The organism is Pedobacter sp. GSP4, from assembly GCF_051857575.1.
In the GTDB taxonomy this organism is placed as follows: Bacteria; Bacteroidota; Bacteroidia; order Sphingobacteriales; family Sphingobacteriaceae; genus Pedobacter.
In genome coordinates, this window is the sequence record NZ_JBPZIR010000005.1 from 205694 (window position 1) to 232632 (window position 26939).

The 26939-nt window shown below is 39.8% G+C and carries 23 protein-coding genes and 1 tRNA gene; 17 read left to right on the forward strand and 7 right to left on the reverse strand.

What is annotated here, in order from left to right:
- Positions 1-907: 907 nt before the first annotated feature.
- From ACS5PU_RS15030 to ACS5PU_RS15045, 4 genes are all read right to left on the reverse strand, one after another.
- A complete protein-coding gene (locus ACS5PU_RS15030) occupies positions 908-4102 on the reverse strand; it encodes an efflux RND transporter permease subunit (protein ID WP_439459975.1) in 3195 nt (1064 codons plus the stop codon).
- Between the two features lie 108 nt (positions 4103-4210).
- Positions 4211-5278, reverse strand: a complete 1068-nt coding sequence (locus ACS5PU_RS15035) for an efflux RND transporter periplasmic adaptor subunit (protein ID WP_439459976.1) — start codon at positions 5276-5278, stop codon at positions 4211-4213.
- Between the two features lie 2 nt (positions 5279-5280).
- Entirely contained in the window at positions 5281-6621 is a 1341-nt protein-coding gene (locus ACS5PU_RS15040) for a TolC family protein (RefSeq protein ID WP_439459977.1), read from the reverse strand.
- A 49-nt stretch (positions 6622-6670) separates the two neighbouring features.
- Positions 6671-7276 carry a TetR/AcrR family transcriptional regulator gene (locus ACS5PU_RS15045; RefSeq protein ID WP_439459978.1) on the reverse strand — a complete coding sequence of 202 codons (606 nt, stop codon included), beginning with the start codon at positions 7274-7276 and terminating at the stop codon, positions 6671-6673.
- A gap of 167 nt (positions 7277-7443) precedes the next feature.
- Between ACS5PU_RS15045 and ACS5PU_RS15050 the strand changes: the two genes are divergently transcribed.
- From ACS5PU_RS15050 to ACS5PU_RS15065, 4 genes are all read left to right on the forward strand, one after another.
- Positions 7444-7884, forward strand: a complete 441-nt coding sequence (locus ACS5PU_RS15050; RefSeq protein WP_439459979.1) for a sterol desaturase family protein — start codon at positions 7444-7446, stop codon at positions 7882-7884.
- Between the two features lie 11 nt (positions 7885-7895).
- The gene (locus ACS5PU_RS15055; RefSeq protein ID WP_439459980.1) at positions 7896-8345 is read left to right on the forward strand and encodes a hypothetical protein; all 450 of its coding nucleotides are present in this window, start codon (positions 7896-7898) and stop codon (positions 8343-8345) included.
- 39 nt (positions 8346-8384) lie between these two features.
- Entirely contained in the window at positions 8385-9401 is a 1017-nt protein-coding gene (murB, locus tag ACS5PU_RS15060) for a UDP-N-acetylmuramate dehydrogenase (RefSeq protein ID WP_439459981.1), read from the forward strand.
- 129 nt (positions 9402-9530) lie between these two features.
- Positions 9531-10061, forward strand: coding sequence for an RNA polymerase sigma factor (locus ACS5PU_RS15065; RefSeq protein ID WP_439459982.1), 531 nt, complete (start codon positions 9531-9533; stop codon positions 10059-10061).
- A 436-nt stretch (positions 10062-10497) separates the two neighbouring features.
- On the opposite strand, the gene ACS5PU_RS15070 is transcribed toward ACS5PU_RS15065, so the two are convergent.
- Positions 10498-11979, reverse strand: a complete 1482-nt coding sequence (locus ACS5PU_RS15070; protein ID WP_439459983.1) for a phytoene desaturase family protein — start codon at positions 11977-11979, stop codon at positions 10498-10500.
- Between the two features lie 244 nt (positions 11980-12223).
- Here ACS5PU_RS15070 and ACS5PU_RS15075 point away from each other — a divergent pair, with 244 nt between their 5' ends.
- The 3 genes from ACS5PU_RS15075 (at position 12224) to ACS5PU_RS15085 (ending at position 14109) form a co-directional block, all read left to right on the forward strand.
- Positions 12224-12754, forward strand: coding sequence for a hypothetical protein (locus ACS5PU_RS15075; RefSeq protein WP_439459984.1), 531 nt, complete (start codon positions 12224-12226; stop codon positions 12752-12754).
- A complete protein-coding gene (locus tag ACS5PU_RS15080) occupies positions 12755-13444 on the forward strand; it encodes a lycopene cyclase domain-containing protein (protein ID WP_439459985.1) in 690 nt (229 codons plus the stop codon).
- A 422-nt stretch (positions 13445-13866) separates the two neighbouring features.
- Entirely contained in the window at positions 13867-14109 is a 243-nt protein-coding gene (locus ACS5PU_RS15085) for a cytochrome b5 domain-containing protein (RefSeq protein WP_439459986.1), read from the forward strand.
- Here the strand turns inward: ACS5PU_RS15085 and ACS5PU_RS15090 are convergent.
- On the reverse strand, positions 14096-14923 hold the full coding sequence (locus tag ACS5PU_RS15090) for a helix-turn-helix domain-containing protein (protein WP_439459987.1): 828 nt from the start codon (positions 14921-14923) through the stop codon (positions 14096-14098). The two genes, ACS5PU_RS15085 and ACS5PU_RS15090, sit on opposite strands and share 14 nt — an antisense overlap.
- A gap of 85 nt (positions 14924-15008) precedes the next feature.
- Here ACS5PU_RS15090 and ACS5PU_RS15095 point away from each other — a divergent pair, with 85 nt between their 5' ends.
- Genes ACS5PU_RS15095 through ACS5PU_RS15105 form a run of 3 tightly spaced genes read left to right on the forward strand, consistent with a single transcriptional unit; the run spans position 15009 to position 19003 of the window.
- On the forward strand, positions 15009-16346 hold the full coding sequence (locus ACS5PU_RS15095) for a TolC family protein (RefSeq protein ID WP_439459988.1): 1338 nt from the start codon (positions 15009-15011) through the stop codon (positions 16344-16346).
- Between the two features lies 1 nt (position 16347).
- Entirely contained in the window at positions 16348-17415 is a 1068-nt protein-coding gene (locus tag ACS5PU_RS15100) for an HlyD family secretion protein (RefSeq protein ID WP_439459989.1), read from the forward strand.
- Entirely contained in the window at positions 17408-19003 is a 1596-nt protein-coding gene (locus tag ACS5PU_RS15105; protein ID WP_439459990.1) for an MFS transporter, read from the forward strand. The genes ACS5PU_RS15100 and ACS5PU_RS15105 overlap by 8 nt, the downstream gene beginning before the upstream one ends.
- Positions 19004-19146: 143 nt before the next feature.
- On the opposite strand, the gene ACS5PU_RS15110 is transcribed toward ACS5PU_RS15105, so the two are convergent.
- The gene (locus tag ACS5PU_RS15110; protein WP_439459991.1) at positions 19147-20067 is read right to left on the reverse strand and encodes a PfkB family carbohydrate kinase; all 921 of its coding nucleotides are present in this window, start codon (positions 20065-20067) and stop codon (positions 19147-19149) included.
- A gap of 145 nt (positions 20068-20212) precedes the next feature.
- On the opposite strand from ACS5PU_RS15110, the gene ACS5PU_RS15115 reads away from it, so the two are divergent.
- The 7 genes from ACS5PU_RS15115 (at position 20213) to ACS5PU_RS15145 (ending at position 26905) form a co-directional block, all read left to right on the forward strand.
- Positions 20213-20289 (forward strand) — tRNA-Asn (locus tag ACS5PU_RS15115).
- 473 nt (positions 20290-20762) lie between these two features.
- Positions 20763-20996: a hypothetical protein gene (locus ACS5PU_RS15120; RefSeq protein ID WP_439459992.1), complete on the forward strand. Its 234-nt coding sequence runs from the start codon at positions 20763-20765 to the stop codon at positions 20994-20996.
- A gap of 83 nt (positions 20997-21079) precedes the next feature.
- Positions 21080-21289, forward strand: coding sequence for a hypothetical protein (locus ACS5PU_RS15125; RefSeq protein ID WP_439459993.1), 210 nt, complete (start codon positions 21080-21082; stop codon positions 21287-21289).
- Between the two features lie 90 nt (positions 21290-21379).
- Positions 21380-22585 carry an HlyD family secretion protein gene (locus ACS5PU_RS15130; RefSeq protein ID WP_439459994.1) on the forward strand — a complete coding sequence of 402 codons (1206 nt, stop codon included), beginning with the start codon at positions 21380-21382 and terminating at the stop codon, positions 22583-22585.
- On the forward strand, positions 22582-24798 hold the full coding sequence (locus tag ACS5PU_RS15135; protein WP_439459995.1) for a peptidase domain-containing ABC transporter: 2217 nt from the start codon (positions 22582-22584) through the stop codon (positions 24796-24798). The genes ACS5PU_RS15130 and ACS5PU_RS15135 overlap by 4 nt, the downstream gene beginning before the upstream one ends.
- Before the next feature lie 554 nt (positions 24799-25352).
- Positions 25353-25922: a helix-turn-helix domain-containing protein gene (locus ACS5PU_RS15140; protein WP_439459996.1), complete on the forward strand. Its 570-nt coding sequence runs from the start codon at positions 25353-25355 to the stop codon at positions 25920-25922.
- A gap of 92 nt (positions 25923-26014) precedes the next feature.
- The gene (locus tag ACS5PU_RS15145) at positions 26015-26905 is read left to right on the forward strand and encodes an alkaline phosphatase (RefSeq protein ID WP_439459997.1); all 891 of its coding nucleotides are present in this window, start codon (positions 26015-26017) and stop codon (positions 26903-26905) included.
- Positions 26906-26939 lie beyond the last annotated feature (34 nt).

The following is a 26939-nucleotide window of genomic DNA, read 5'->3' on the forward strand; positions in this document are numbered from 1 at the left end:
AAGTATGTCTAAATAGCGGTTCGTGGGGACACGAACCACGGCGAAAAGAAGAATTAGGTTGCGATAGTTTTCCGTGTTTTCTGTGCTTCCGTGGCAAAAAAAAATGTTTCGTGGGGACACGAACCACGGCAAAAAGAAGAATTAGGTTGCGATAGTTTTCCGTGTTTTCTGTGCTTTCCGTGGCAAAAAAATATAGTGTTTCGTGGAGACACGAACCATGGCGGAACGAACTTGATTTCTTTGGTGAGTGTGTCCATTAATGTTTCGTGGGGGCAAGAACCATGGCGGAAGTTTTCCGTGTTTTCTGTGCTTCCGTGGCAAAAAAAAATGTTTCGTGGGGACACGAACCACGGCAAAAAGAAGAATTAGGTTGCGATAGTTTTCCGTGTTTTCTGTGCTTCCGTGGCAAAAAAAAATGTTTCGTGGAAACACGAACACGGCAAAAAGAAGAATTAGGTTGCGATAGTTTTCCGTGTTTTCTGTGCTTTCCGTGGCAAAAAAATATAGTGTTTCGTGGAGACACGAACCATGGCGGAACAAACTTGATTTCTTTGGTGAGTGTGTCCATTAATGTTTCGTGGGGACACGAACCATGGCGGAAGTTTTCCGTGTTTTCTGTGCTTCCGTGGCAAAAAAAAAATGTTTCGTGGGTACACGAACACGGCAAAAAGAAGAATTAGGTTGCGATAGTTTTCCGTGTTTTCTATGCTTCCGTGGCAAAAAAAATGTTTCGTGGAGACACGAACCATAGCAAAATAGGTCGTAAATAATTTTCCGTGCTTTCCGTGGCAAAAAATAGCTTAGCAATACAAACCAAAGGCGTAGAAGATTATAGTAGCCGCGTCAGCCCACAAAAAAGCCCCAACGTTTTCGCTGGGGCTGATTTGATTGTTAATCTGGATCTTGATTAATGTCCGTGATCTAAATCGTATTCGTTCACATCTTTATGATCGTATGGCTCTACCATCAGTTCATCAATGGTTTTGCCTTTTTTGTTGAAACCAAGACGTTCTAACATTCTATCGAACATTAAATAAACCACTGGTACCACAATTAAGGTTAAGAACAATGAACTGGTTAATCCACCCACGATAACCCAAGCCAAACCATTTTTCCACTCGGCACCTGCACCGCTCGCCAAGGCAATTGGAAGCATACCGAACACCATGGCAATGGTGGTCATTAAGATTGGTCTTAAACGTGCATGGTTGGCCAAAACAAGTGCTTCTTTGGTTTCTTTACCCTCAGCTTTTAAGTGGTTTGTAAAATCGACCAGGATAATCGCGTTTTTCGCTACCAGACCCATTAACATAATCAATCCTAAGATGGTAAAGATACCGATAGAGTTATTGGTTAAAGCCAAGGCCAATAAGGCTCCGATTACCGCTAAAGGAAGCGAGAACATTACCACTAAAGGATAAATAAAACTATCGTAAAGCGCCACCATGATTAAGTAAACCAAAATAATAGAAGCCAGTAAAGCAATACCCAATGTACCAAAACCTTCGCTCTGGTTTTCTTGGTCTCCGGCCCAGCTATAGCTTACCCCAATTGGTGCTTTTAACTTGCCGTTTTTCTGCAACTCTTCCAGTTTAGCCTGGAATTCGGCAACTACAGTTCCTGTTGGCCTACCAATTGATTGTGCTTTAACAGATACAGAAGTAGATTTATTTAAACGCTCTAACTGACTTGGTCCTGAGCCTTCGGTAATGGTAGCAAATTGCGATAACTTAATCTGTTTACCTTCACTGTTTACAAAAATCAGGTTTCTAACATCATCAATATTCTGGCGGTTAAAATTCTGGTATTGGATATTGATGTCATATTCATACTCACCTTTTCTGTATTTGCCATCCGTGTTGCCTGCAAATGCAGTTTGCATGGTTGAACCCACAGTTTGTAAGGTTAAGCCAACAGCCGACATCTTATCGCGGTCTACCTGAACGTTAATTTCAGGGGTTCCTTTCTCTACCGATAATTTAATCTCTGTAGCTCCCGGAATAGAGGCCAGTACTTTTTGTGCACCTTCGGCATATTTTAAGGCACTATCTAAATCTGAACCCATTACCACCAATTGTATCGGTGCATTTTCTGCAATACCCAAAATACTGATCGGAACGGTTTTTACCTTAGCCCCAACCAATTCTTTTGCCAGTGCACGGCTCATTTTCGTGGCAAAAATATCCGATGAAACACCTTCACGCTGATCGCGTTCAACCAGTTTAACGTTAATCTCCGATTTATAAGCCGTAGCCTGGGTACCACCAAAATCACCGGTCGATTGACCTACAGTAGTAATTAACTGCGTAATTTCTGGCTGTTTATCCAAGAAAGCCTCAGCTTTTTGCGTTAAGAAGTTAGTCTGTTCTAAAGAGGCATCTTTAGGTAACTCTAACTGTACCAAAAACTCTCCCTTGTCTGATTTAGGGAAGAATTCAGAACCGATAAAACCACCCACCAACAATCCGCATGAGCTAAAGAACATCACCACAACAATAATTAAGGTTAAGGCTTTGTGGTTTAACGACCATGTTAAAATGCTGGTAATCCAAAGGGTAAATTTCTTCAACTGTTTTTCAAACCAAAGGATAAAACGGCCGAATAGGTTTTTACCTTCAATACGCTCTAACTTACCAAAACGCGAGAAAATAAGCGGTACAATGGTAAACGAAGCCACTAATGAAAGCAAGGTGGCAATAATTACCACGATACAGAACTGGCGTAAGATATTTGAAACCAAACCTGTACTTACAGCAATTGGGAAGAACACCACCACAATTACGAAAGTAATGGATACTACCGTAAAACCAATCTCACGCGTGGCATCAGATGCTGCTCGGACTTTGTTTTTGCCCATTTCCATGTGCCGCTGTATATTTTCCAGTACCACAATCGCATCATCCACCAAGATACCTACCACAAGTGATAGTCCTAGAAGCGACATTAAGTTTAAGGTAAAACCGAACAGGCTGATCCCGATAAATGTAGCAATTAACGATACCGGGATAGATACCATTACAATTAACGCATTACGCAAACTGTGCAGGAAGAAAAGCATTACAAAGGCTACCAGGATAACCGCAAGGATCAAATCGTGGATTACCGCATCAGCTGATTCCAAGGTGAAAATCGAACTGTCGTTCACAATTCTGATATCCAGTTTATTTGCAGCGTATTCTGTTTTAAGTTTGGCAATAATGGCGTGTACACCTTTACTCACCTCTACCGCATTCGCATCACTTTGTTTGATGATCTGGATGGCGATAGAAGCTTTACGGTCGATACGGGCCAGTTTTTCAGTTTCTTTTTGCGAATCCTGAACGTCGGCAACATCACCTAAACGGATCTGTGCACCATCTTTAGTGGTGGTTAAAACCAAGTTCCTCAACTCTTCCATACTTCTGTATTTACCCGATAAACGGATCAATACATCCTGGTTTTGCGTTTTTACACTTCCGGTAGGGAAATCCAAGTTCGAACTTAAGATCAACTGCTGAACCTGAGGAACAGAAAGATTGTAACCCTGTAATTTATCAGCATCTAACGAAACCTGGATTTCACGTTCCGAACCACCTACCAAGTTTACCTGGGCAATACCGCTTACCCTCGAAATTACCGGGGCAATACGCTTGTCGATCAAATCGTAAAAGGTAATATCGTCCATATTTGCCGAAGCCGACATGGTAATAACCGGTAAATCATCCAAAGAGAATTTACTTAAAGATGGTGTTTTTACATCCTCTGGCAGTTCAGAAAGGATAGCATTTACCTTTCTTTGTGCATCATTTAAAGAGATATCGATGTTGGCCGCATCAGTTAGGGTGATGGTAACGGTAGATAAACTCTCAAACGATACAGAATTGATCTTTTTAATGTTTTCCATCGATGATACCGCATCCTCAATTTTTTTGGTTACGGTATTTTCAACCTCGTTTGGCGATGCACCAGGGTAGATGGTTGAAATAGATACTACGTTGTTTGAGAATTTTGGAAGTAATTCATAACCCAACGAAAAGTAACTTAATAGCCCGAGCAGGGTTAGTGCGGTAAATACCACAATAACCAGCGAAGGCCTTTTTATAGATATATCTGTTATCTTCATTTTAATTTTTTATTGCAATTGAAATAATATCGTCCTTCGACTACATGTCCCGATTCTTCATCGGGAGGCTCAGGATGACAAACTGTAAACTGATAACTGCCAATTGAACTATTTTACGATACTAACCGCAGTGCCTTCAGTTAAGTTAATCTGTCCACTGGTGATTACAGTTTCACCTTCTTTAAGGCCATCTAAAATCTCAACATTGTCGCCTAAAATGCGGCCTGCTACAACATTGCGGATTTTTGATGTGTTGTTCGATTTGTCGAAAATAAAAACCTGGTTACTGCTTACACTCCCTACAAACGAAGTACGTGGGATAAGGATGCTTGGCGCCTGTTTAGGGAACTTAAATATTGCTGTTCCGTACATACCGGCTTTTAACGTGTTTTTATGACTGTTTTCTACTTCAATTTCGATTGGGAAGTTTAACGTAGCATCGGCTTTAGCAGCGATAAAAGTTACTTTGCCCGAAAAATTATCAGTTGGGAAAACAGAAGATTTAATGGTGATCTGATCTCCGATTTTAAGGTTGGCCACCTGCGATTCGTTAACATTTACTTTTAGTTTCAGTTTAGAAACATCAACCAGTTCGAACAATTGTGTGCCCTGTGTATTTACAAATGCACCAACCTCAATGTATCTTTTGTTTACAATACCGTTGATAGGCGATTTAATATTGGCATCGCTTAACCGGCGTTGAGAAGCCTGTAAACGCAATTTTGCATTTCTGGTTGCCAATTTAGCCTGATCTAACTGTTGCTGCGTAACGCCGCCAGTTTGAAATGAGCTTTGGTACCTGGCTTCGTCTTTTACCGCATTTTGGTAAGTAGCTTCTGCAGTTTCTCTATCTGTATTGATAATCTCGGCATCAACACGGGCCAAAACCTGGCCTTTGCTTACGCGGTCACCCTCATCAACATAAATAGCGGTAACACGACCAGCATTTTCTGATAGGAAATTAAGTTCTTGTTTCGGGATAAAATTTCCGTTTGCACTAAAATCTAAATCCACAACTTTTTTCTCTACCTCAGCAACACGAACGGCAACAGCACCACCACCTTTAGCAATGAAAGCAGTTTTCTCTTCGTTTTTCTTTTTATTGTTGCTTAAAATATAAGCTATTGCACCTAGGGCAACAACAACTACGATAATTATGGTAATTACTCTTTTCATTTCTATTTAACTAGCGATTTAATATTTCCGTTTGATTTTATTAACTGTATTTCGGCTATTTTATAATTCAATAAAGCCTGTGTATAACTGTTCTGTGCCTGCGTTAACGAGTTTTCTGTATCCAGTAAATCGGTTAAAGAAGCCAGTCCGTTGTTGTAATTGTTTTGTGTGCTTTTGTAAATTTCCTGAGCCAGCTCAGCGTTTTTACGCTGCGAATTAATGGTGTTCAAGTTGTTGCGCAACTGGAGTTTTGCATTTTCGTAAGCCAGGTTTAAAGAGTTTGTAGATTCTTTTCTGTCTTCCTGCGCCTTTTTGATGTTTACATCTGCCTGGCGGATTTTAGAACGTGTTAAAAATCCGTTAAAGATGGGCACCTTTAAAGTTAAACCAACTGCCGATGAACCAAAACCAATGGCTGTAGCATTAGAACTTAAAAAATCGAAACCATTGCTCTGACTAGAGTAGGTGTAGTTTCCTGATAAAGAAAGTGTTGGGTAGTATTCTGCCACATAAGCTTTACGTTGTAACGATAAAAGCTTATCCTGGTTATCAAGTAACTTAATCTCTGTCCTGTTTGCCAGATCAACAGAATCGGTAAACAAAGGTAATTTGGTAACCTCTGTTAATTCGGTAGCGGGTAGGTTAATCGGATTTGAAACCGGCATACCCATCGAAAATTTTAACTGATTTTCCAATTGTGTTATAGCGTTGATTACCTGTTCGCGCTGCGTAGTCAAATTGGTGATGTTAACGTTAATACGGTCTACATCGATTTTTCTGGCCAAACCATTTTTAAACTGGTTAGATACAATTTTTTCTACCACCCTAACATTTTTAATATTGGTATCAATTACGTTTAGCTGTTGCCTGTTTACCAAAACCTGGTAGTAGTTATTGGCCACAAGCTCTATAATCTGCTCTTCTGTAAACTGAGAAGTAAGGTTGTAATACTCTTCGCTCGATCTTGCCGCCTGTAGGCCGGTAAAAACCTGTTGGTTAAATATCTGCTGCGAAAGCTGAACACCTGCGTTCGAATTCCATTTCTGGCCAAACTTTAAGGTTTGCAACTGCCCGCCGAAATCTACTACCTGTTGGCCGATAATCGGGTTGTAAGTTAAGCCCGCAGTACCTGTAAGTTGAGGTAAAGCCTGTGCCCTTACTTCTTCTACCTTATACCTTCCGCCTTCAATATCCAATTTCGCCTTCCGGATTTTTGTGTTGTTTTGGAGCGCAAAGGTTAGCGCATCTTTTAAGGTAAGCTGCTGCTGTGCAATTACCAGCTGTGGTAAACCCAGGCCGGTAATTAATATGAGCATTAATTTTACCATTTTTACTCTAAGCATAATGTATTGTTTTTTGTTTTTGGGATTTTTTATCTGTTTAAGCTTCTGTTTAGCAACTCAAACCTTTCACAAATATGGTGGTCAGGTTTTTTTGCTTCATTGTCATTTTATTTAGTGCTTTTTTATCAGGGAAAAGATCTTTGCCGGTTTCCATAATGCACATGGTAGAGAGTCCCATCAAACTTTCTAAATAAAGTTCGGCCACATGGGCAGTATCATCGTGGGCTATTTCTCCTTTTCCTTTTGCCTGGCTAAAAATTTCTGCGAAAAAATCTTTCTCCGATTGTTTTAGTACCTGTAATTTTCCTTTTATTACCTCATCGTTCAATAAATCTGGAATACCTTCGGTTATCCTGAGCATATAATATTTCTGAAAGAAAGTGTTCCTTACATCTATCGTGTTAAATAGGATTTCCTCAATGGGCAGATCAGGATTGTACTTCTTTTTGATCAGCTCGAAAAAATCGTTGAATACGCGCTCTATCACCCCGATAATAAGGTGTTTTTTGTCTGGGAAATAATAATAAAGAGATGGTTTTGATACTGAAAGGTCTTCAGCAATATCGTTCATGGTGGTTTTTCCAATACCAAAATGGATAAAGCGTTTTATAGCACCATCAATAATTTGTTCTCTCTTTTTATCGGCTACAATCATTTTACTTTTCTACTTTCTGACTTTTTTAATATTTTAGTCAAAAATAGTGCTAAAAAATGATTTGTCATGAAATGTTTAAGCACTTGGGCTGTAAGCTTACAATTTTATGACACAATTTTGCTTCTCCAGTAGTTTATATATCTTTACAAACCAATCATTTAGAAACTTTGCAATTATTTATTCATATCGTAACCGTCCTGTTTACCATCATTGGCATGGAGTGTATGTCGTGGTTTATACACAAGTATTTATTTCACGGCCCACTGTGGTTTTTGCATAAAAGCCATCACCAAAAGACAAAAACATTTTTCGAATGGAACGATCTCTTCGCTGTTTTGTTCGCCGCACTGTCTTTGTACCTGATGTATATCGACCGGCATAACTTAGGCTACAGGTTTTTTATTGGTGCCGGTATTACTTTATATGGTTTAATTTATTTTGTGGTACACGATTGGTTTGTGCACAGGCGCTTTAAAACCTTTAAAAGTGATAATGCCTATTTGCAAACGGTACGCAAAGCACATAAAATTCACCATAAAAACCAAGGAAAAGAAAATGGTAGGGCTTTTGGATTGTTATTTGTAAGCAAAAAGGTATTAAAAAGTTAAACTGCATCCTTATGAAAAATTATTACCCGTTTATCTTTTTTGGTTTGATTACCTTAACGTTTTACAGTTGTGGTAAGCAAAGCGATAAAGACCGCGCCGTTGCATTGGTTGAATCTAAATATAAGGATAGCGATCAAAAACTGGAATTTGATGGTGCTGTTTTGGATAGCCTGTATAACATTTCGCCGCAGGCCTATGCCGATAGCATCAAAAAAGGGAATGAATTAGATTCTACCCTGGCCGTGCTGGAAAGTGAGATCGAGCATTTCAGTCAGGCAGAATCGGACAGTGTTGGGTTAATCAGTGCGAAACTAACCAAAGAAAGATACCGTTTGTTGGATCTGGCTAAAACCAAGCCTCAATTTATGGGGTGGAAATTATCGGGAGTTAAAGCAAAGGGCCCAAAGCCTGAGGTGTTGAGCTTTAATTTTGATAAGGAGATTACCAAAATCGTTCCTTAACTATTTTTTATTTTACTTTTGCAGCAAATACAAATCACCATGCTTCAAATCCAGGAAAATATTTCGTTAAAACCATACAATTCATTTGGTATAGATGTTAAGGCCAGTTTTTTTGCCGAAATATTTTCAGAAAGTGATTTATCTGCCCTTTTTAAAAATGAGCTGGTAAAGACTCAACAGCTTTTTATCATCGGTGGCGGCAGCAATGTGCTCTTCACCAAAAATTATGAAGGCCTCGTGGTGAAGATCAGTATTAAAGGCATACAGTCTGAAACCAAAGGTGAGCAGGTGCTGGTAACTGCAGGTGCAGGCGAAGTTTGGAATGATTTTGTAAACTATTGTGTAGAACACGGATTTGCCGGAGTAGAAAACCTTAGCCTTATTCCGGGTACAGTAGGGGCATCGCCCATACAGAATATAGGTGCTTACGGTGTCGAGCTTAAAGATGTTTTTGAAAGCTGTACCGCATTCGAGATTAAAACAGGCAAAATTAAAACCTTTAGTTATGCCGATTGTCACTTTGGTTATCGCGAAAGCATTTTTAAAGGCGAATTAAAAGGTCAGTATATTATAACCTCGGTTACTTTCAGTTTATCTTCAGAAGCCAAAATCAATACCTCTTATGGGGCTATTGAAACTGAACTTCATCAGCGTGGAATAGAAAACCCGGGTATTGCCGATGTTTCTGCGGCGGTGGCGCACATCCGTGTAAGTAAACTGCCCGATCCATCAACCATTGGTAATGCGGGGAGCTTTTTTAAAAACCCGGTAATAGAGAAACACGAATTTGCCGATGTTGTAGCAAAACACCCCGATGTGGTGCATTATGCTACATCCGACGATAAAATTAAATTGGCCGCTGGCTGGCTAATAGAACAGTGTGGTTGGAAGGGTAAAGTAGTTGGGCAAACAGGAACCTGGAAAAACCAGGCGCTGGTACTGGTTAACCATGGCAATGCCACTGGCACAGAAGTGTACAATTTTTCTGAACAGATTATAGACAGTGTAAAGTCTACTTTTGGAGTCACTTTAGAGCGTGAAGTAAATATTCTGTGACGAATGCCCGCCTCGGCGTACTCCTGCGCTTTTGGCACTGTGCCAGAAATTTTTGGTACTAAGTTTGTTTAGGTTATAGCGAATAGGCAATAATTCATTTGTTTTTTAATCTTCCTAAAGCTAAACATCATGACAAAATTTGAATTCAATCACCTGGTTAATCATCACTCCGTATCGCTTAGATCTTACGCTTTAAATTTTACAAAGGACGCAGAAGACGCAAATGATCTGGTTCAAGATACCATGCTGAAAGCGATCACTTATTACAATAAGTTTAAAGAAGGTACGAACCTTAAGGGTTGGTTATTTACCATCATGAAAAATACTTTCATCAACAATTATCGCCGCCTAGTAAAAACCAATACTTTAATTACGCAGAGCGAAGATATTTCTTCGGCTAACCTTTCATATAGTGCAACAAAAAACCAGGCAGAAAGTAAATTTGTACTTGGCGATATTGATAAAGCACTTGCCCAATTGCCAGAAGAGTATTATGTACCTTTTATCCGTTATTTCGAAGGTTTTAAATACCACGAAATTGCCGATATGTTGGAGATTCCGATTGGTACCGTAAAAACGCGTATCCACGTAGCTAGAGGTATCCTTAAAAAATACCTTAAAACTTACTCAAAAGAAATTGCCACGAGTGAAATGGCTTAAGATACATCAATCGAAAAACTAGGGGCTCAGATTTATCTGGGCCCTTTTTTGTTTTTTGGATGCAAAAAGCATTGTGGGAACAAGGTACCACGTATCGTTATTCCAAGCCGGATAGCTATTGATTCAATTGAGAATCGTAATGCTTTATCAAGGATTGTATCTGCATTAAGATTCCCACATGCGCGGGAATGACGCCCGATTTTGAAATGGCCCAGAGGAAGGTTATTTCTAAAATACCGTAAAAGCAAAAGGCCCGGAAATTCCAGGCCTTTTTGCTTATCATATATTTGGTTAGTTGATTCTTATTTTTTCTTTCAACAATTCGCCTTCTCTCTAATTTCGAAACAAATGCAAACCTCGAACAATAATGCGTTTTAAAGGTTTTTTGCAGTGTTTTTGTTTTGTGGTTATAAAGATAAGGGAAATTTTAAATTTGTCAAGCTTTTTTTAACTTTTTTATTATTTCTTTTGCTACCACTTGTCCTGAGATGATGGCAGGTGGCACCCCGGGGCCTGGAACGGTTAATTGTCCGGTATATAAAAAATTTGTTACCTTACTTTTCATTTTTGGTTTTAAGAAGGCTGTCTGTTTCAAAGTGTTTGCTAATCCATACGCATTTCCTTTGAAGGCATTGTAATCGGCAACAAAATTATCCATGGCATAACTGCGTTTAAACAAAATACTGTCGCTAATGTCGTTTCCGGTTAAATCTTTAAAGCGGTTAACCAAAATATTAAAGTATTCTTCCCTTTTGCTTTCGCTATCTATTAGATCTGGCGCAACCGGAATCAAAAAGAAAAGATTTTCACAGCCTGCCGGTGCTACACTTGGATCGGTAATAGAAGGGCAGCAGGCATAAAACAAAGGTTTTGTTGGCCATTTCGGATCGGTATAGATTTCTTCCGCATGCTGGTCAAAATTTTCGTCGAAAAATAAGTTATGGTGGAGGATATTGCTTAATTTTTTATTCAGACCTATATAAAACAAAAGGCATGATGGAGCCATGGTTCTGTTATCCCAATATTTTTCACTGTACCTGCGTTCGGTTTTAGCCAACAGCTGCTGCTCAATATGGTGGTAATCGGCATTACCGACAACAAAATCGCTTTCAAAGCTTCCTTTGTCGGTTATAACCTGCTCGGCCAGGTGGTTTTTAACTTCGATTTTGGTTACTGCCGTGTTAAAAATAAATTTAACGCCGGCATCTTCGGCAATTTGCTGCATTGCCGAAACAATTTTGTGCATCCCGCCAATAGGATACCAAGTGCCCAAAACCAGATCCGCATAATTCATTAGGCTGTACAGTGCAGGTGTGTTTTGTGGTGTGGCGCCTAAAAATAGGACAGGAAACTCCAAAAGTTTCCTTAAACGTTCATTTTTAAAAAGACGGTGCACGTGCTCCCGCATGTTGCCCAAAAGCTGGAGCTTTATCCCGCTGATGGCTAGCCTTGGGTCGAAATATTCCATTACGCTGTGCGATGGTTTAAAAACGTACTCGTTCATCCCAACCTCGTATTTGTATTTGGCCTGGGCGAGGAAAGATTTCAGGTTATTGCTGCTACCTGGCTCCAATTGTTCAAATAACAGGTATAAATCTGCTAATGTTTCCGGTACATCGATGGTATCGTTTTTGCCAAAATAAATGCGGTAAGATGGACTTAGCCTTTTGAGTTGGTAAAAATCGGAAGTTGTTTTATTGAACAGCTGGTAGTAATTTTCAAAAACATCTGGCATCCAGTACCAGCTTGGCCCCATGTCGAAAAGAAATCCGTCTTTTGCCCAGGTTCGGGCCCTTCCGCCTGCCATTTCATTTTTTTCGATCACGGTAACATCGCAATCTGCTTTGGCCAAAAGCGCAGCTGCAGATAAGCCAGCAAAACCTGCCCCTATAACAGTTACCTTCGGTTTTTTATCCATGGTGTAAATAAAAGCAATTTTAGGGATTTTTTTGTCATTCTGAGCGCAGCGAAGAATCTGTTTGTGGTTAGTATTGCAGTTATTGACTTGATGACATTAATTTAGGCCGTAGGCGCAGTGTGCTGTAGGTTAGAAATCCTTTGCTATGCTCAGGATGACAGTTTAAACAAAGCAGATAACTGTGTTTAAGATTCCGGTGGTGCCAAGCAGACAATACGCAGATTTTCTTACCTTTGTCCAGCTCATGGTTAAACTACGCATTTTATTTTTTCTGCTGTTTGCAGCAATCAATTTTTCCTACGCACAGCTATCTCCAAAAGAAATTGCGGTGTTAAAACACGATATGGTTAAGGCTGTAGAAAATGCCAAACTAACCGATTCTTTATTTAAGCGCCTAAATAAATTGCCCAATAAAACGGCGCTGATTACAGGTTACACCGGTACTTTAGAAGCTTTAAAAGCCAAGCACTCCTGGAATCCCTATAACAAGATCAAATTTGTTAGCCGCTCGCTCAAAACCATGAAAAAAGCGATAGAAATGGATAAAGAAAATATGGAGATCAGGTTTATGCGTTTTTCAATTGAATTTTATACGCCTTCGTTTTTAGGTTTTAGCCAAGATCTGGCTGAAGATAAAAAGGAGATTGTTAAACATTATCAGAATGGAAATTTTGGTTTGGCAGATGATGAACTGGTACGAAACGTGGCCAAGTTTATGATTAACAGTAAAAGATGTACCGAGGCTGAAATTAAAATTTTAAAGAAACACCTCTAAATGAAATCTACTTACCTGCTGATCAATATTTCTGTAATTTTATTCCCGCTCGCTTTATCCTTCGATAAAAAGGTGCACTTTTTTAGCAAATGGAAGTTTGTATTTCCCGCTATATTAATTACCGGAGCGGTGTTTTTAATCTGGGATATGCTGTTTACCCAGCTCAATGTATGGTCGTTCAACCCCAAATATATTATTGGCATTAATTTATTCGGACTGCCTTTAGAAGAAATGTTGTTCTTTTTAACCGTTCCGTATGCCTGTATTTTTATTTACGAGTGTTTGAATGTGTATTTTCCGAACAATAACCTGCAAAAATATAGTTTGGCTATTAGTAACTTAATTTTGGGCATCTGTGTGGCCCTTTTGTTTTTTGGATACAATAGGTGGTACACACTTATCAATTTTGGTTTTCTGTTTTTGGTACTGGCTTATGTTGAGTACGTAAATTTCGAATTCAGGTTTATGTACAGGTTTTTTAGGGCGTATTTGGTTGCGCTTATTCCGTTTTACATTGTAAATGGCTTTTTAACGGCTATACCAGTGGTAATGTACAACGATAAACAAAATATGGGTTTTAGGGTAGGTACCATTCCTTTCGAAGACCATTTTTATTTAATGGGGCTGTTGCTGTTGAATATTTATCTGTACGAAGTTTTTAAAAGCAAGGGCGTTAAAAGCATTGTTTAAAAACAGTGGTTTTAGTAGTTACGACAAAAGAAGCTATTTACCATATAAGGCATTGAAGAGACTATAAGTTTTGATTTTTTTGATAATGTGGGATTAGTCATTCTTCAGGTGTTGTTTATTGCATGCAATAGCTATGGGGTGGGTTTAATAACACAAGCTTGTGCAATTGCAAACCGCCAAAATGAAATACTGCCCTGGCCATTTAGCCCCGGTTGAAGCGGTACCCTGCAGCAACGAGGTACGAGACAGCAAAGCGTACAAGCGTAAAACAGGAGGAAATTGAGTGTTTTGCAACGGTTTTGCGCTTCGAAATAAATTTATTGCGCTATTTACCATATAAGGCATTTAAGAAAATAAGCTTATACTATATTGTTATATGGTTAAAAACCTTTTTGATTATCTTCATCGCGAAATTAATTTAAATGGAGTTACCAGCTTATACCAAACAACAGCTCGCCTTGCGGAACGGAGAAGATAAACCGCAGGTTTGGGTGGCATACAAAGGTTTTATTTACGATATGACCGACAGCAGGCTATGGCGCAATGGTAAACATTACGAGCATTGGGCCGGACAGGATTTAACCGATGAACTGCCAGATGCACCACATACTGAAGCGGTTTTTGATAAATTTACCCCGATAGCTGTACTTGTTAAACCAGGTTAATTTTAGTAAGCGTAGCGAGTTTTAGCTCTTTAAATTCTGAAGGCCGTTTGCCTACCATTTTATAAAATGTATTGCTGAAAGACGAAATGCTGTTGTAGCCAACGGCATAACCAATTTCGCTAATGGTTAAATCTGTTTCCAGTAATTTCTCCATCGCTTTGATCATTCTGGCCAATTTTAAATATTGAAAAAAAGAGGTATTCAGTGCCGATTGAAATAATCTGGATAGCGTTCTTTCGCTAAATCCGGTTGCTTTACCTACGCTTTCCAAACTCATGCCGTCGTTGGCCAGGCCATCGGCAATGTGTTTTAATACGGGCCGTAAACGCAGGTTTTCTGTAGTGGGCAAAGCTATGGGCAAGGGATGTTCACTTACGGCAGGCAAAATATTTTTTAGGGTATTTAAAAAATCATATTCTTTAGTTTGTGGGCTGATGTTGCCATTCCAGCGTTCGGAAAAAAGGAACATTTCTAACAAAAGGTTATTTACGGGATAGATCCCAATCTGTTTGTAAAAGGGATTTTCATCATCTGTGGCCGTATCGAAATAAATGTTGCGCACAATTGCGGCATGGTAGCGGTGCTGCAAATGGTGTTCTACCCCGGCCGGAATCCAAACATAATGCCGTGCAGGCAAAAAGTAAGATTTCTCTTTGGTGTACAGAAAAATTACACCTCCTTCTACGTAGGTAAGCTGCCCTTTTAAATGGGTATGGTCCTGAAATCGGTCTTCAAACCTGCTGTGCCAAACATACATGGTTTCTGGTTTTTCGTCGATTGCAAATAAAAGGTCTTCGTTGCTAACTTTTATCATTTGGCTGGTTTGGATAAATATCTGTCGGTTTAGATAAAACAAAGTAACAAATCTGTATCGAAATTTGCATCATTAATAAACGGATATGAATTTTAACAGGAATAAAAGAAGATTTTGGGTGTGTGTGCCTATTCTTTTATCATCAATTTTAGCGCATGCACAAACACTTCCCGATCAAAGCAATTTTACCATTGGGCAAGTGTGGGCATTGGCAGATAGTAACAATAAAAAGATTATTGCCCAACAGTTAAACAGTGAGGCAGCAGAAGCCCGTGTAAAAGTTAGCAAAGCCGAACGCTTGCCCGAAGTGGCGGCCGAGGGTGTTTATGCACATGTTTTTCCGCTCCCAATTTACGAAAACGGCCTTTTTCATACCCCAGCTCAATTTCCGGTTGTACCCACTTACTATAAAGCAGGAGCAGATGCCTATTTTAATATCTACAATGGAGGTAAAACCAATACCGAAATTAATGCGGCTAAAGTAGAAAGTGAGTTAAGCCATGTACAGAGTGGCCAGAATAAGCAGGAAATCCATTATGTTGCTGCGGTTTATTTTTACGATGTTTTCCGCAATGCTTCTTACCGGGTTTTGTTGGAACAGGATATCAGGGACCGTGAAAAACAGCTGGCCGAAATTAATCAGCTCTATAAAAATGGCACCATATTAAAAAGTGACGTACTGCGCGCTGAATTGCGCCTATCTAAACAGCGAATGCTGTTAACCGAAATTGAGAACAGTATCATAATAGCCAAACAAAAACTGAATATTTTAATCGGAAGAGCAGATCAGGCCCCATTAAACCCTGTAATATTGGCCGATGAAACTGATGCCATTGCTTTGAAACAGCTGGATGAATATTTTAACGATGCCAAAACCGCTTCTTATAAAATCCAGATTGCTGAAAAGGAGCAGGCTTTAGCCAAACTGAAACTGAAGCAGGTTAAATCGAACGTGATGCCTTCTTTGGGCTTTTTTGGGGAGTATGCTTTTGCCTATCCGCAGATCCAGTTCTACCCATATGCCTTATCGCTTTATAGTACCGGTATGGTTGGACTGAAGCTTAAAATCCCGATTTCATCGTGGTATACCAACCAGCACAAGGTAAAGGAGGCCGAGCTAAAAGTGCGCGAGCAGGAAGTGGGCGATGAGGCTGTGAAGGATAATATCCGCCAGGAAGTGCAAGAAAATTACATCCGTTATAAAGAGTCGGTTCAGCGCATTGCCCTGGCCGAAGAAAATATCAAACAGGCTGCAGAAAGTTACCGCATTGTACAGAATACTTATTTTAACCAGTTATCGCTTTTAACTGATCTGTTAGATGCCGAAACGCAGCTGCTGCAATCGCGGTTCGAACTTACCACCGCAAGGGTAAATGCCAAATTACAATACTATCAATTACAAAAAGCCATAGGGAATTTATAAAATGAACACACAGAAACAAAACAGGGCCGATAAAATCATTAGCAGGATTACCACAATAATAGCACTGATTGTGCTGGTTGTGCTGTTGGTTTGGGGTGGTAAAACCCTATTTGGTTACTTAAAGTACGAAGAAACCAACGATGCACAGGTAGATGAATACATTAATCCGGTAACGGCCAGGGTTAGCGGTTACATTAAGGCGGTAAAGTTTGAAGAAAACCAGGAAGTGAAGAAAGGTGATACCCTTGTTTTAATAGATGATGATGATTATACGGTTCAGCAGGATGAAGCTTCGGCTTCATTATTAAATGCAAGGGCGCAGGTAGCGGTGCAGCAGAGCAATATTAAAACTGCGCAAAGCAGTGCCGGGGTAATGTTGGCCAAAATTGGCGCGGCCAAGGCTAAACTCTGGAAACAACAAACAGAATACAACCGCTACAAAAAGCTTTTTGATGCCGAATCGGCCACCCGCCAGCAACTGGAAACGATAGAAAGTTTATTGCAGGTGTCACAGGCCGAATACCAGGCCGCGAAAGAAGATTACGCCGCAGCCGTGTCAAAAACAAACGATATTAAAGCGCAGGGCGAGGTATTGGCATCAGAAATAGAAAGAAGGGCGGCTGTAGTTAAGCGGAATAACCTAAACACCTCTTATACGGTAATTGTAGCGCCATACAATGGTAAAATGGGCAGAAGGACCATTCAGCAGGGGCAACTTGTTCAAAGCGGACAAACCATTGCCTATATCGTAGACCGTAGCGCTGGTAAATGGGTGGTTGCCAATTTTAAGGAAACACAGATTGCCAAAATGTACATCGGCGAAAAGGTTAATGTGGCAGTTGATGCCTTCCCCGGACAATATTTTGTTGGTGAGATCGAATCACTTTCAGGAGCAACAGGATCGAGATTTTCGCTATTGCCTCCCGATAACTCGACCGGTAATTTTGTTAAGATTGCGCAGCGCATCCCTGTACGTATCCGTTTGGCTAAAAATGATAAAGATATTGATTTGTTGAGTGCCGGCATGAGCGCCAGCGTAATGGTGAAAAAGAATCAGCCCAATGACTAGTCAAATACCTATTTTTAAAGCAAGGGTACCAGAATGGCTGATTATACTCAGTGTTTTTGCGGTGCTTTTATCATCGGTTCTGCTTTTTGCCTTATCAACAGCTGATGGTACTGCAGCTGCGGGCTATTATGGTGCAAATGCTTCTGATGTTCAGTTTTCGCTGTTGATGTTTTATGCTGCGGTGGCCAGTTTTGCTGTGGTTGAAAGGCGTTTTTTTGCGAGGGTGGTAACAAAAGATTATCTGCTCATCTGTATCATTTTAGAAATACTGATTGCTTACTGGTGTTACCATACCAGAGAAATCTGGCTGATTTTTGCGCTGCGCTTTTTGCAGGGCATCGTAAACTGTGGCTTAACCAGCATCTCGTTAAACCTGCTTTTTGGAAGGTTAAAATCAGAATATGCAAAAGAAACCGGTTACACCATTTTTTATGGAATGATCCTTTGCGTATCGCCCATTACGGCCTTGTTTTCAGTGCCTATAGTCGAAAATTACGAATACAATGTGGTGTACAAAGCCATTATTTTCTGCTTTTTGCCTAGCGCTGTGCTGCTTTTCAGCGTAATGAACAGGGTACATATTTTGCGCAAAACCCCTTTATATAAAATAGATTGGATGAGTTTTGTGCTCTTCTCTACCATGCTGGTGCTTATAGCTTATGTGCTGGTTTACGGACAACAATACGATTGGTTAGAAGATGCAAGCATCGTATATGCTATTTTAGCCATTTTGTTTTTGTTTTCGGTTTCCATCATCAGGCAAGGTACTTTAAAGCGGCCGGCGGTTGATCTGCGCGTATTTAAATCGAGGAATTTTGCCATCGGAATTGTTTTTCTGGTTATTCTTTATCTTATCCGCGGGGCTTTTAGCTTAACGTCTACTTATTTTATCAATGTTTTGGGCATGGATTCGCTGCACGCCAATGAGGTAATGGTTTTTAACATCGCTGGTGTTATTGTGGGGTCGGTAATTGCCATTCGATATTTGGCCCGCCAAAAGCATTTAAGGATATTGTGGATAACGGGTTTCATGCTGCTTTTTGTATTCTTTTTATGGATGTGCAGTTTGTTTGCAAGCGAGGCCGGCACCAACAATTTTTACCTGCCCTTATTTTTGCAGGGCCTTGGGGCGGGTATGGTAATGTCGCCCATTGTGATGTTCATTATGTCATCCGTTCCCGATTATATGAGTCAGTCGGCGTCTTCGGTGGGTGTTTTTGTCCGTTTTTCTACCTTTAGTTTGAGCTTGGCCTTTATCAATTTTTATCAGCTTTATTTTAAGGGATTGCATAACAATGATTTAAGAACGAAGCTTAGCTTGTTGGATTTTAACGTTCCGGAAAGGTTAAAAATGTATCAATCTGCCCTGGCTAACAGGGGGATGCCGCGTGATGAAGCGGCTAAGGCTGCCGTTGGTTTATTAAATAAAGCCTTGCAGAAGCAAACTTTCCTGCAGTTTTGTGTAAGCTATTACGAGCTGATTGCGCTACTTTGCCTGCTTACTATTTTGCTAATCGCTTTACAGCCTGTAATCAGCAGAACAATAATTAATTTAAAGAATAGGCAGCCAGCAGCTGTTGGGTTTTAAAAAGCTATCGTAAAAAGTCTCATCGCAATGACGGAATTTGGGAGAATAAAAAACCGCAGGCTGATCAGAAATTCATCTTTAAACCTGCGGTCTGTTATATTGTGCAGCCAATTGCTAGCTGAAAATTGCCAGCTGAGAACTAACTATGCTTCTATGGTGAATGCACTCAAGCTTACAAATTGCTGAATTCTTGCTGCCACTTCCTCTTCTGTTAAGTTTAATAATTTTTCGGTACCGAATTTCTCTACGCAGAAAGAAGCCAGGGCCGAACCGTAAATAATAGCGTTTTTCATGTTGTTGAAGTTAATAGTACCCACTTTAGCCAAATAACCGATAAAGCCACCTGCAAAAGTATCGCCTGCTCCAGTTGGATCAAATACTTCGGCCAAAGGTAGGGCAGGAGCTGAGAAAATCTGATCTTCGTGGAACAATAAAGCGCCATGCTCACCTTTTTTAATGATCAGGTATTTTGGTCCCATGGCCAGGATTTTTTGGGCAGCTTTAACCAAAGAGTATTCGCCCGATAATTGGCGTGCTTCCGCGTCGTTAATCGTTAATACATCAACCATTTTGATGGTTTCAAGCAAATCATCCATCATAATGTCCATCCAGAAGTTCATGGTATCCATTACAATTAATTTAGGACGGTTTTTAAGGCGTTTAATTACCGTTTGCTGTACCTGGGGCGTTAAGTTACCCAGCATTAGGTATTCGCAATCCTGATAACTCTCTGGAATAACAGGATCGAAGTTTTCCAATACGTTTAATTCTGTAATCAAAGTATCGCGGCTGTTCATGTCGTTATGGTATTTGCCCGACCAGAAAAATGATTTTTCGCCTGCTTTAATCTGCAAACCTTCGGTATCGATACCATGTTTAGTAAAGGTGTCGATATCCGATTGGTGAAAATCATCACCTACTACTGCAACAATTTTTGCTTTGTTATAAAAGTAAGAAGCGGCTAAACTAGCATACGTTGCTGCCCCACCTACAATTTTATCTGTTTTTCCGAAAGGCGTTTCAATAGCATCAAAAGCCACAGTACCTATGATTATCAGGCTCATATCTTTGTATTAATTTTTTTTCTAATTTTTTTCACTGCAAATATTGCATAAATAATTTAAAAGCCCTAATATTGCATTCCCAAAACGAACAAGGGTATATGTGTAATTAAGCATAAATAACCACGTTTTAGGAAACAACCAGCACTCCTTCTTAGCTCAGCTGGTTAGAGCATCTGACTGTTAATCAGAGGGTCGCTGGTTCGAGCCCAGCAGAGGGAGCCAAAACCCGCAACGAAAGTTGTGGGTTTTTTGCGTTTATGGCTGGGCGAGAAGTTTATCCTGAGCGCAGGCGAAGGGAGCCCAGCAGAGGGAGCTAAAGCCAAATTCGAGTTGGCTTTTTTCGTGTACAGACAGACGAAAAGTCTAACCCGATTTCAGGTTAGTATTACCTGTTTTATCGGCTTAAAATAGGTCTATTTACAATGTTTTGGAACAGCTTGATTCTTAAAAATAACCACCATCAAATCCATTCTTTTTAAATGAACGCGTACGCCCGCGTTTAACGGAAATACCGTTAACTTATTGTAAATGAATAACAACACTCATGTTTAATGTATTCTGTCAAGGGGTTTCTTAATCGCCTTTCTTCAAAACCTAATGTCCTTTTTCTTCGTTTCTATAATAACACTACACAAGTAGTTCAGGGTTCGCCGAAAACCTAAAATAGAGTAGGCAAAAATTAAAATTAGAACGTTATGAAACTTCAAGAGTTAAATTTAAACGAAATGAAAGAAATCAACGGTGGTGGTTTATTAGGTGGTAATGATTCATCAAATTCAGGTGGATTATTAGGCTCAATTGGAATTGGTAATTTATTGTCATTTTCAAACGAAACACACGACGGAGATGAATCGAGTAAAACCGAATTCTCTTTGGGTAATAACATTGGTGGGAGCTTAGAAGGCTTATTTAAAAGCTTAACCAGCTAATTTGAATTAAACCTCAATAATAAAAGGTCCTGATATCCTCAGGACCTTTTTAATTTACCGGTACAATCTTAATATATAAAATCATGAAAAATTTAACCATAAAAGAAATGACCGCAATTAATGGTGATAGTACTACTCAGAACATATCAATCTCAGCAAGTAGCTCCACAGCCAGTTTACTGGAGCTTAGTTTTGAACAAAGCGATGGTGATAAATATCAAAAAACTGGATTTTCAGCCGGTAACCATATTAATTTAAATCTTTTGTTTGCCGGTTTTAACCAAAAAAGCTAAATAATTTTTAGTGCCTGCATGGTTTAGATAGGGAACTATTTTGTATTTAATAAAACCAAACCGACTGTTTTTCGTATATAATTTCACGATATGGATAGCGACAAATATATATTTCCGAAGGAGATTATCGAAAATACGGCAGAATACCATTTTCATTCGCATAACTCAAGGACAAAAATTATTTATCAGGTTTTACTTGTTTGCCTTTTTGTGGCTTTTATAGGTATGTTTTTAATCCGTGTGGATGTAAACGTAAAAAGCAACGGCTTGTTTAGGCCTACCGCCGAACGTAACGAAATTAAACCACTTATTGCCGGCAGGATCGATTCTCTTTTCATTAAAGAAAATATGCATGTAAAATCTGGCCAGGTTTTGTTTACCATCCGTAAGGAAAATATAGAAAGCCAGGATGCGCTGAACACTTTTCAACAAACTGATGTTGCCGATCAGCTTTATGACCTTAGCCTACTCATTAATGCTTACCGCCGCAACGACTGGTCGAAAAAAATACCTTTAAAATCTGGTATTTACGGGCAACAGTATAGTCTGTTTATGCAGCGGGTAACTGAGGCAAAAGCCCGATACCAGCTTGCGCTGAAAAATTTCGAACGCTATGCATACCTCTATAAAAAGCGGGCTGTTTCGGCAGCAGAATATGATGAAATTAAGTTAAAGAAAGATAATGTATTCAACGAACTTACGCTCATTGGTGAAGAGCAGGGAAGTAAGTGGCAAACCGAACTTAACCAGCTCAATATTCAGAATGAGCAGCTCGATGCAAGGGATAGGCAGTACAATGAGGAAAAAGAGTTTTATACCATAAAAGCACCTCTAAGCGGTACCGTGCAGGAACTGAAAGGTATTCAGCCTGGGAGTTCTGTTTCGGCAAATGAAATCCTTGGTGAAATTTCGCCAGACTCTGGCCTTATAGCAGAAACTTATGTGCAACCTAAAGATATTGGCTTGCTTCGAATTGGTACGAAGGCCAGGTTTCAGATCGATGCCTACAATTATAATGAATGGGGAATGGCCAGCGGCAAAATCATTTCTATCTCCAGCGATATTTTTATGCAAAATGGCAGTCAACCTTTTTTTAAAGTGAGATGCATACTGGATAAGAATAATCTTAAACTAAAAAACGGGTATACCGGCAGGATAAAAAAAGGGATGACTTTGCAGGCGCGTTTTTTTGTTACCCGCCGTACCTTGTTCCAGCTGCTTTATGATAAAGCTGATGATTGGCTAAATCCTAACGTAATTCCTCAAGCTAAAGAAACTACTTTGAGCCGCCTATGAAATCAGCATCTTTCTTCAACAGAATCAAGGCAAAATTTGCTTTTAGTAAGCCTAAGAAAAGAACAATTGTTAAACAGCATGATGTAACCGACTGTGGTGCAGCCTGTTTGGCTTCTATTGCCATTCATTATGGTCTTGATATGCCAATAGCCCGTATCCGGCAATATGCTTCGACCGATAAAAAAGGCACCAATGTACTTGGGTTAATTGAAGCTGCAAACCGGCTTGGTTTTTCGGCTAAAGGTGTTAAGGCCGATTATGATAACCTATTTAACATCCCTTTACCGGTTATTGCCCACGTTTTACAGAACCAATTGCCGCACTATGTTGTGATTTATAGCATCCATTCCGACTATATAGAAATCATGGATCCAGGTTTTGGGGAAATGCAGAAACTTTCGCATCAGGAATTCAGGCAAAAGTGGACTGGCGTATTGGTAATGCTTTTGCCTGGAGATGATTTTACAGCAGGAACTGAGCGCATTTCACTGGAAAAAAGATTTCTTTACCTACTTATGCCACATCAGTCGGTTTTGCTTCAGGTGTTGGTGGGAGCTGTTTTCTATACTATCCTGGGCCTTTCTACATCCATTTTTCTGCAAAAAATAGTGGATAATGTTTTACCAGAGGGCAATACTAATTTGCTGAATCTGATGGGCACTGTGATGATTATCATTATCCTGCTCCAGCTTTTTATTAATTATGCTAAAACGCTTCTCACAATAAAAACGGGTCAGCAAATAGATGCCCGTTTAATTTTAGGTTACTACAAGCACTTGCTCAGGCTGCCGCAAAGTTTTTTCGATACCATGAGGGTAGGCGAAATTATTTCCAGAATGAATGATGCGGTCAAAATAAGGGCTTTTATCAATGATGTGTTGATCGGTTTTGCTGTAAACGTTTTTATTCTCATCTTTTCTTTTGTGCTCATGTTTACCTACTATTGGAAACTGGCGCTTATTATGTTAACAGTTGTTCCGCTATATGCAATAATTTACTACTTCTCCAACAAATTGAACCGTAGTACCCAACGGAAGCTAATGGAAAAAAGTGCGGACCTTGAAAATCAGCTTGTCGAATCAGTAAATTCAGTAAGTACGATTAAACGATTTGGTCTTGAAAATTTTGCTAACCTAAAAACTGAAATCCGTTTTATAGAACTCCTGAAAACCGTTTATACTTCAGGAACCAATTCTCTGCTGATTGGAAATGCAAGTAGCCTAGTTTCGAGCATTTTTGCCGTAATATTATTGTGGGCAGGGGCGAGCTTTGTTCTTCAAAATCTGATTACCCCAGGCGAACTATTATCTTTCTATGCCATTATTGGTTATTTCACAGGGCCGGTAATCGGTTTGATTGGTATGAACAAAGTTTTTCAGGATGCAAGGATTGCTGCCGATAGGCTGTTTGAGATTATGGATTTGGAACGTGAAAAAACAGAGAACCGTACCGAGCTAACGGCTGATATGATTGGGGATATTGTATTCCGGCATGTTAATTTTCGTTACGGTACGCGCGTAACGGTATTTGAAGATTTTAGCCTAATTGTACCAAAGGGAAAGATAACCGCTATAGTTGGAGAAAGTGGTTCTGGTAAAACTACTTTGCTTTCGCTGCTACAGAATATTTATCCTTTGCAATCTGGACAGATTATGATTGGCGAATTTGATATCAATTACCTTAGCAATGAAAGCTTGCGGAAACTTGTGAGTGTAGTGCCACAGGATGTACACCTTTTTGCCGGAAATGTTATCGATAATATAGCGGTTGGTGAAATGGAACCGGATATTAAAAAAATCATTAAAATTTGTGGACAGCTCAATATTCTTGATTTCATCGAACAGCTTCCACAGGGATTTGAAACTTATTTAGGGGAAAATGCTACTAACCTTTCGGGAGGGCAACGACAAAGGCTTGCTATTGCAAGGGCCTTATACCGCAATCCGGAAATTCTGATCCTGGATGAAGCCACCTCTTCGCTGGACTCTACTGCCGAAACGTATATCCACAATACGATATCGTTTCTGCGCGAACAAGGCAAAACCATCATCCTTATTGCCCATCGCTTAAGTACTGTTGTTAGTGCTGATAAAATTGTTGTTTTAAATAAAGGTAAAATGATAGAAGAAGGAAGCCACAAGCAACTGCTTAATAAAATGGGTGCTTATGCCCAAATGTGGCAGAAGCAGTTTCCAATGATGAATGAAACTTAAACTTTACGATTACGCTTTTCAAGGTGCAGTTTGGTGGGGATAATTTTCTTAAAACTGTTTGCTAGCTCCATTGCCCGCTATTGTTTCTAATAACAATTAAACTTTTTACATAACCAACCGTCAAAAATAAACACACAGCGTAAAGCTTGATTTATTGTTTATTTAAAATTTAGGTTATGAAAAAGATTGTAAATGCGTTGCTCTTATTGGTTATGGCTGTAAATTTTAGTGCCTGCGTGGTGCATGCCCGTGCGCCTAAAGCCGAGTGGGTGCGTGGTCATTACGTAATCGGGCCCCATGGCGGCCGCCACTGGATTCCTGGGCACTACCGATAGGAAGGATTTAATTTTGAAGGATTGAATGATTGAGTTTTGAGGGATTGAATTTTGAATGATTGATTTTTGAATAAGTGCAGGTAGTCATTTAGCCATTCTATCATTCAAAACTCAATCATTTAACCCCTGTTAAAAAAGCGTTTGCGTAACGATTAAGATTTTTGGTATAGATTGTAGGAATAAAATAATACATTAGTGGCATTAACCCCATTATAGCATATGCAAGAAGAAATTCTTTTACAGATCAGCCTTAAAATTAAAGAAAGACGCAAAGAACTTGGTATTACCGTACAAGAACTTGCAGATAAAGCTGAAGTAAGTAAAGGTCTTATTTCGCAGATAGAGAATAGCCGTACCATCCCTTCTTTAATGGTGCTCATGGATATTATCAAGAGCCTGGAAATAGATCTGAACAGTTTTTTTAAAGATATCAACTTCCATAAAAAAGATGCGCCAGTGTTGGTTAAACGCAAAGAGCAGTACCAGAAATTTGAAAAAGAACAGGCTGTAGGCTTTAATTATTCGCGTATCCTCACCAAAAACATTAAATTTTCTACCGCCGATTTTGTACTGCTAGAGCTCGAGGTAAATGCACACCGGCCCATGGTTAAAACCGAAGCTTTCGAATTTAAATACATGATAGAAGGCAAGGTAGAATATCAGTTCTCCAAAAAGAAAATTGTACTCGAAAAAGGCGATTCTATGTTGTTCGATGGGAGGCTTTCGCATACCCCTGTTAACATTGGCGATACCAAGGCCCTAATGTTGGTAGTTTATTTTTTTGAGTAACAAATTATAAACAAAGTTTATTAATACTTAACAAATAATTACCTTCATGTTTATTTGCCACGGCTAGTTTTGTGGTGCCAAAATAGATAAACATGAAAAAAAGAGTAACAAGTACACTATTATTACTGTGTATATGCCTGTCGGTATTTGCACAATCAAAAAAGGTAAAGCACATTATTTTAATCGGCTGTGATGGTTTTGGAGGCTATGCCCTGCAAGAGGCTAATATGCCAAACCTGAAAGCGTTAATGCACAACGGCTCGTGGACTGCCAAGGCGCGCTGCGTACTCCCATCTTCGAGTGCAGTAAATTGGGCATCCTTATTAATGGGCGCAGGGCCAACCGAGCATGGCTATACCGAATGGAACAGCAAAGTGCCCGAAATTCCTTCTGCAACCAAAACCAGCTATGGTTTGTTTCCGGGCATATTCAGCGTAATCAGAGATCAGAAAAAAGCAGCCAAAACCGCAATTGTTTATAGCTGGAACGGCATAGGTTATCTTTTCGAAAAAGAGGCCGTAAATATTGTGGTAGATGGCAAGGAAAAAGACGATTTCTGCACCGATACAGCTGCTGCGATTATCAAAAAAGAAAAACCCTATTTTACCTTTCTACATTTGGACGAACCGGATAATACCGGGCATGGCATTGGTCACCGCACGCCGGCTTATTACAAACAGCTCGAACTGGTAGATCAGCGCATCGGAAAAATTGTACAGGCCGTTAAAGATGCAGGCATAGCCAACGAAACGGTTATTCTGGTTACGGCCGATCATGGTGGTACGGGTAAAGGACATGGAGGGAAATCGTTGGATGAGGTGCAGATCCCCTGGATCATTGCCGGGCCGGGTATACGCCAAAACCACGAAATTGAGGATGTAATTATCACTTACGACACAGCTGCCACACTGGCTTGGCTAATGGGGCTTAAACAACCGCAAAGCTGGAGGGGAAAACCAGTGCTAGAGGCATTTACCAAGTAAGTTCTTTCTTATTTATTGGAAAATTAACAATTTG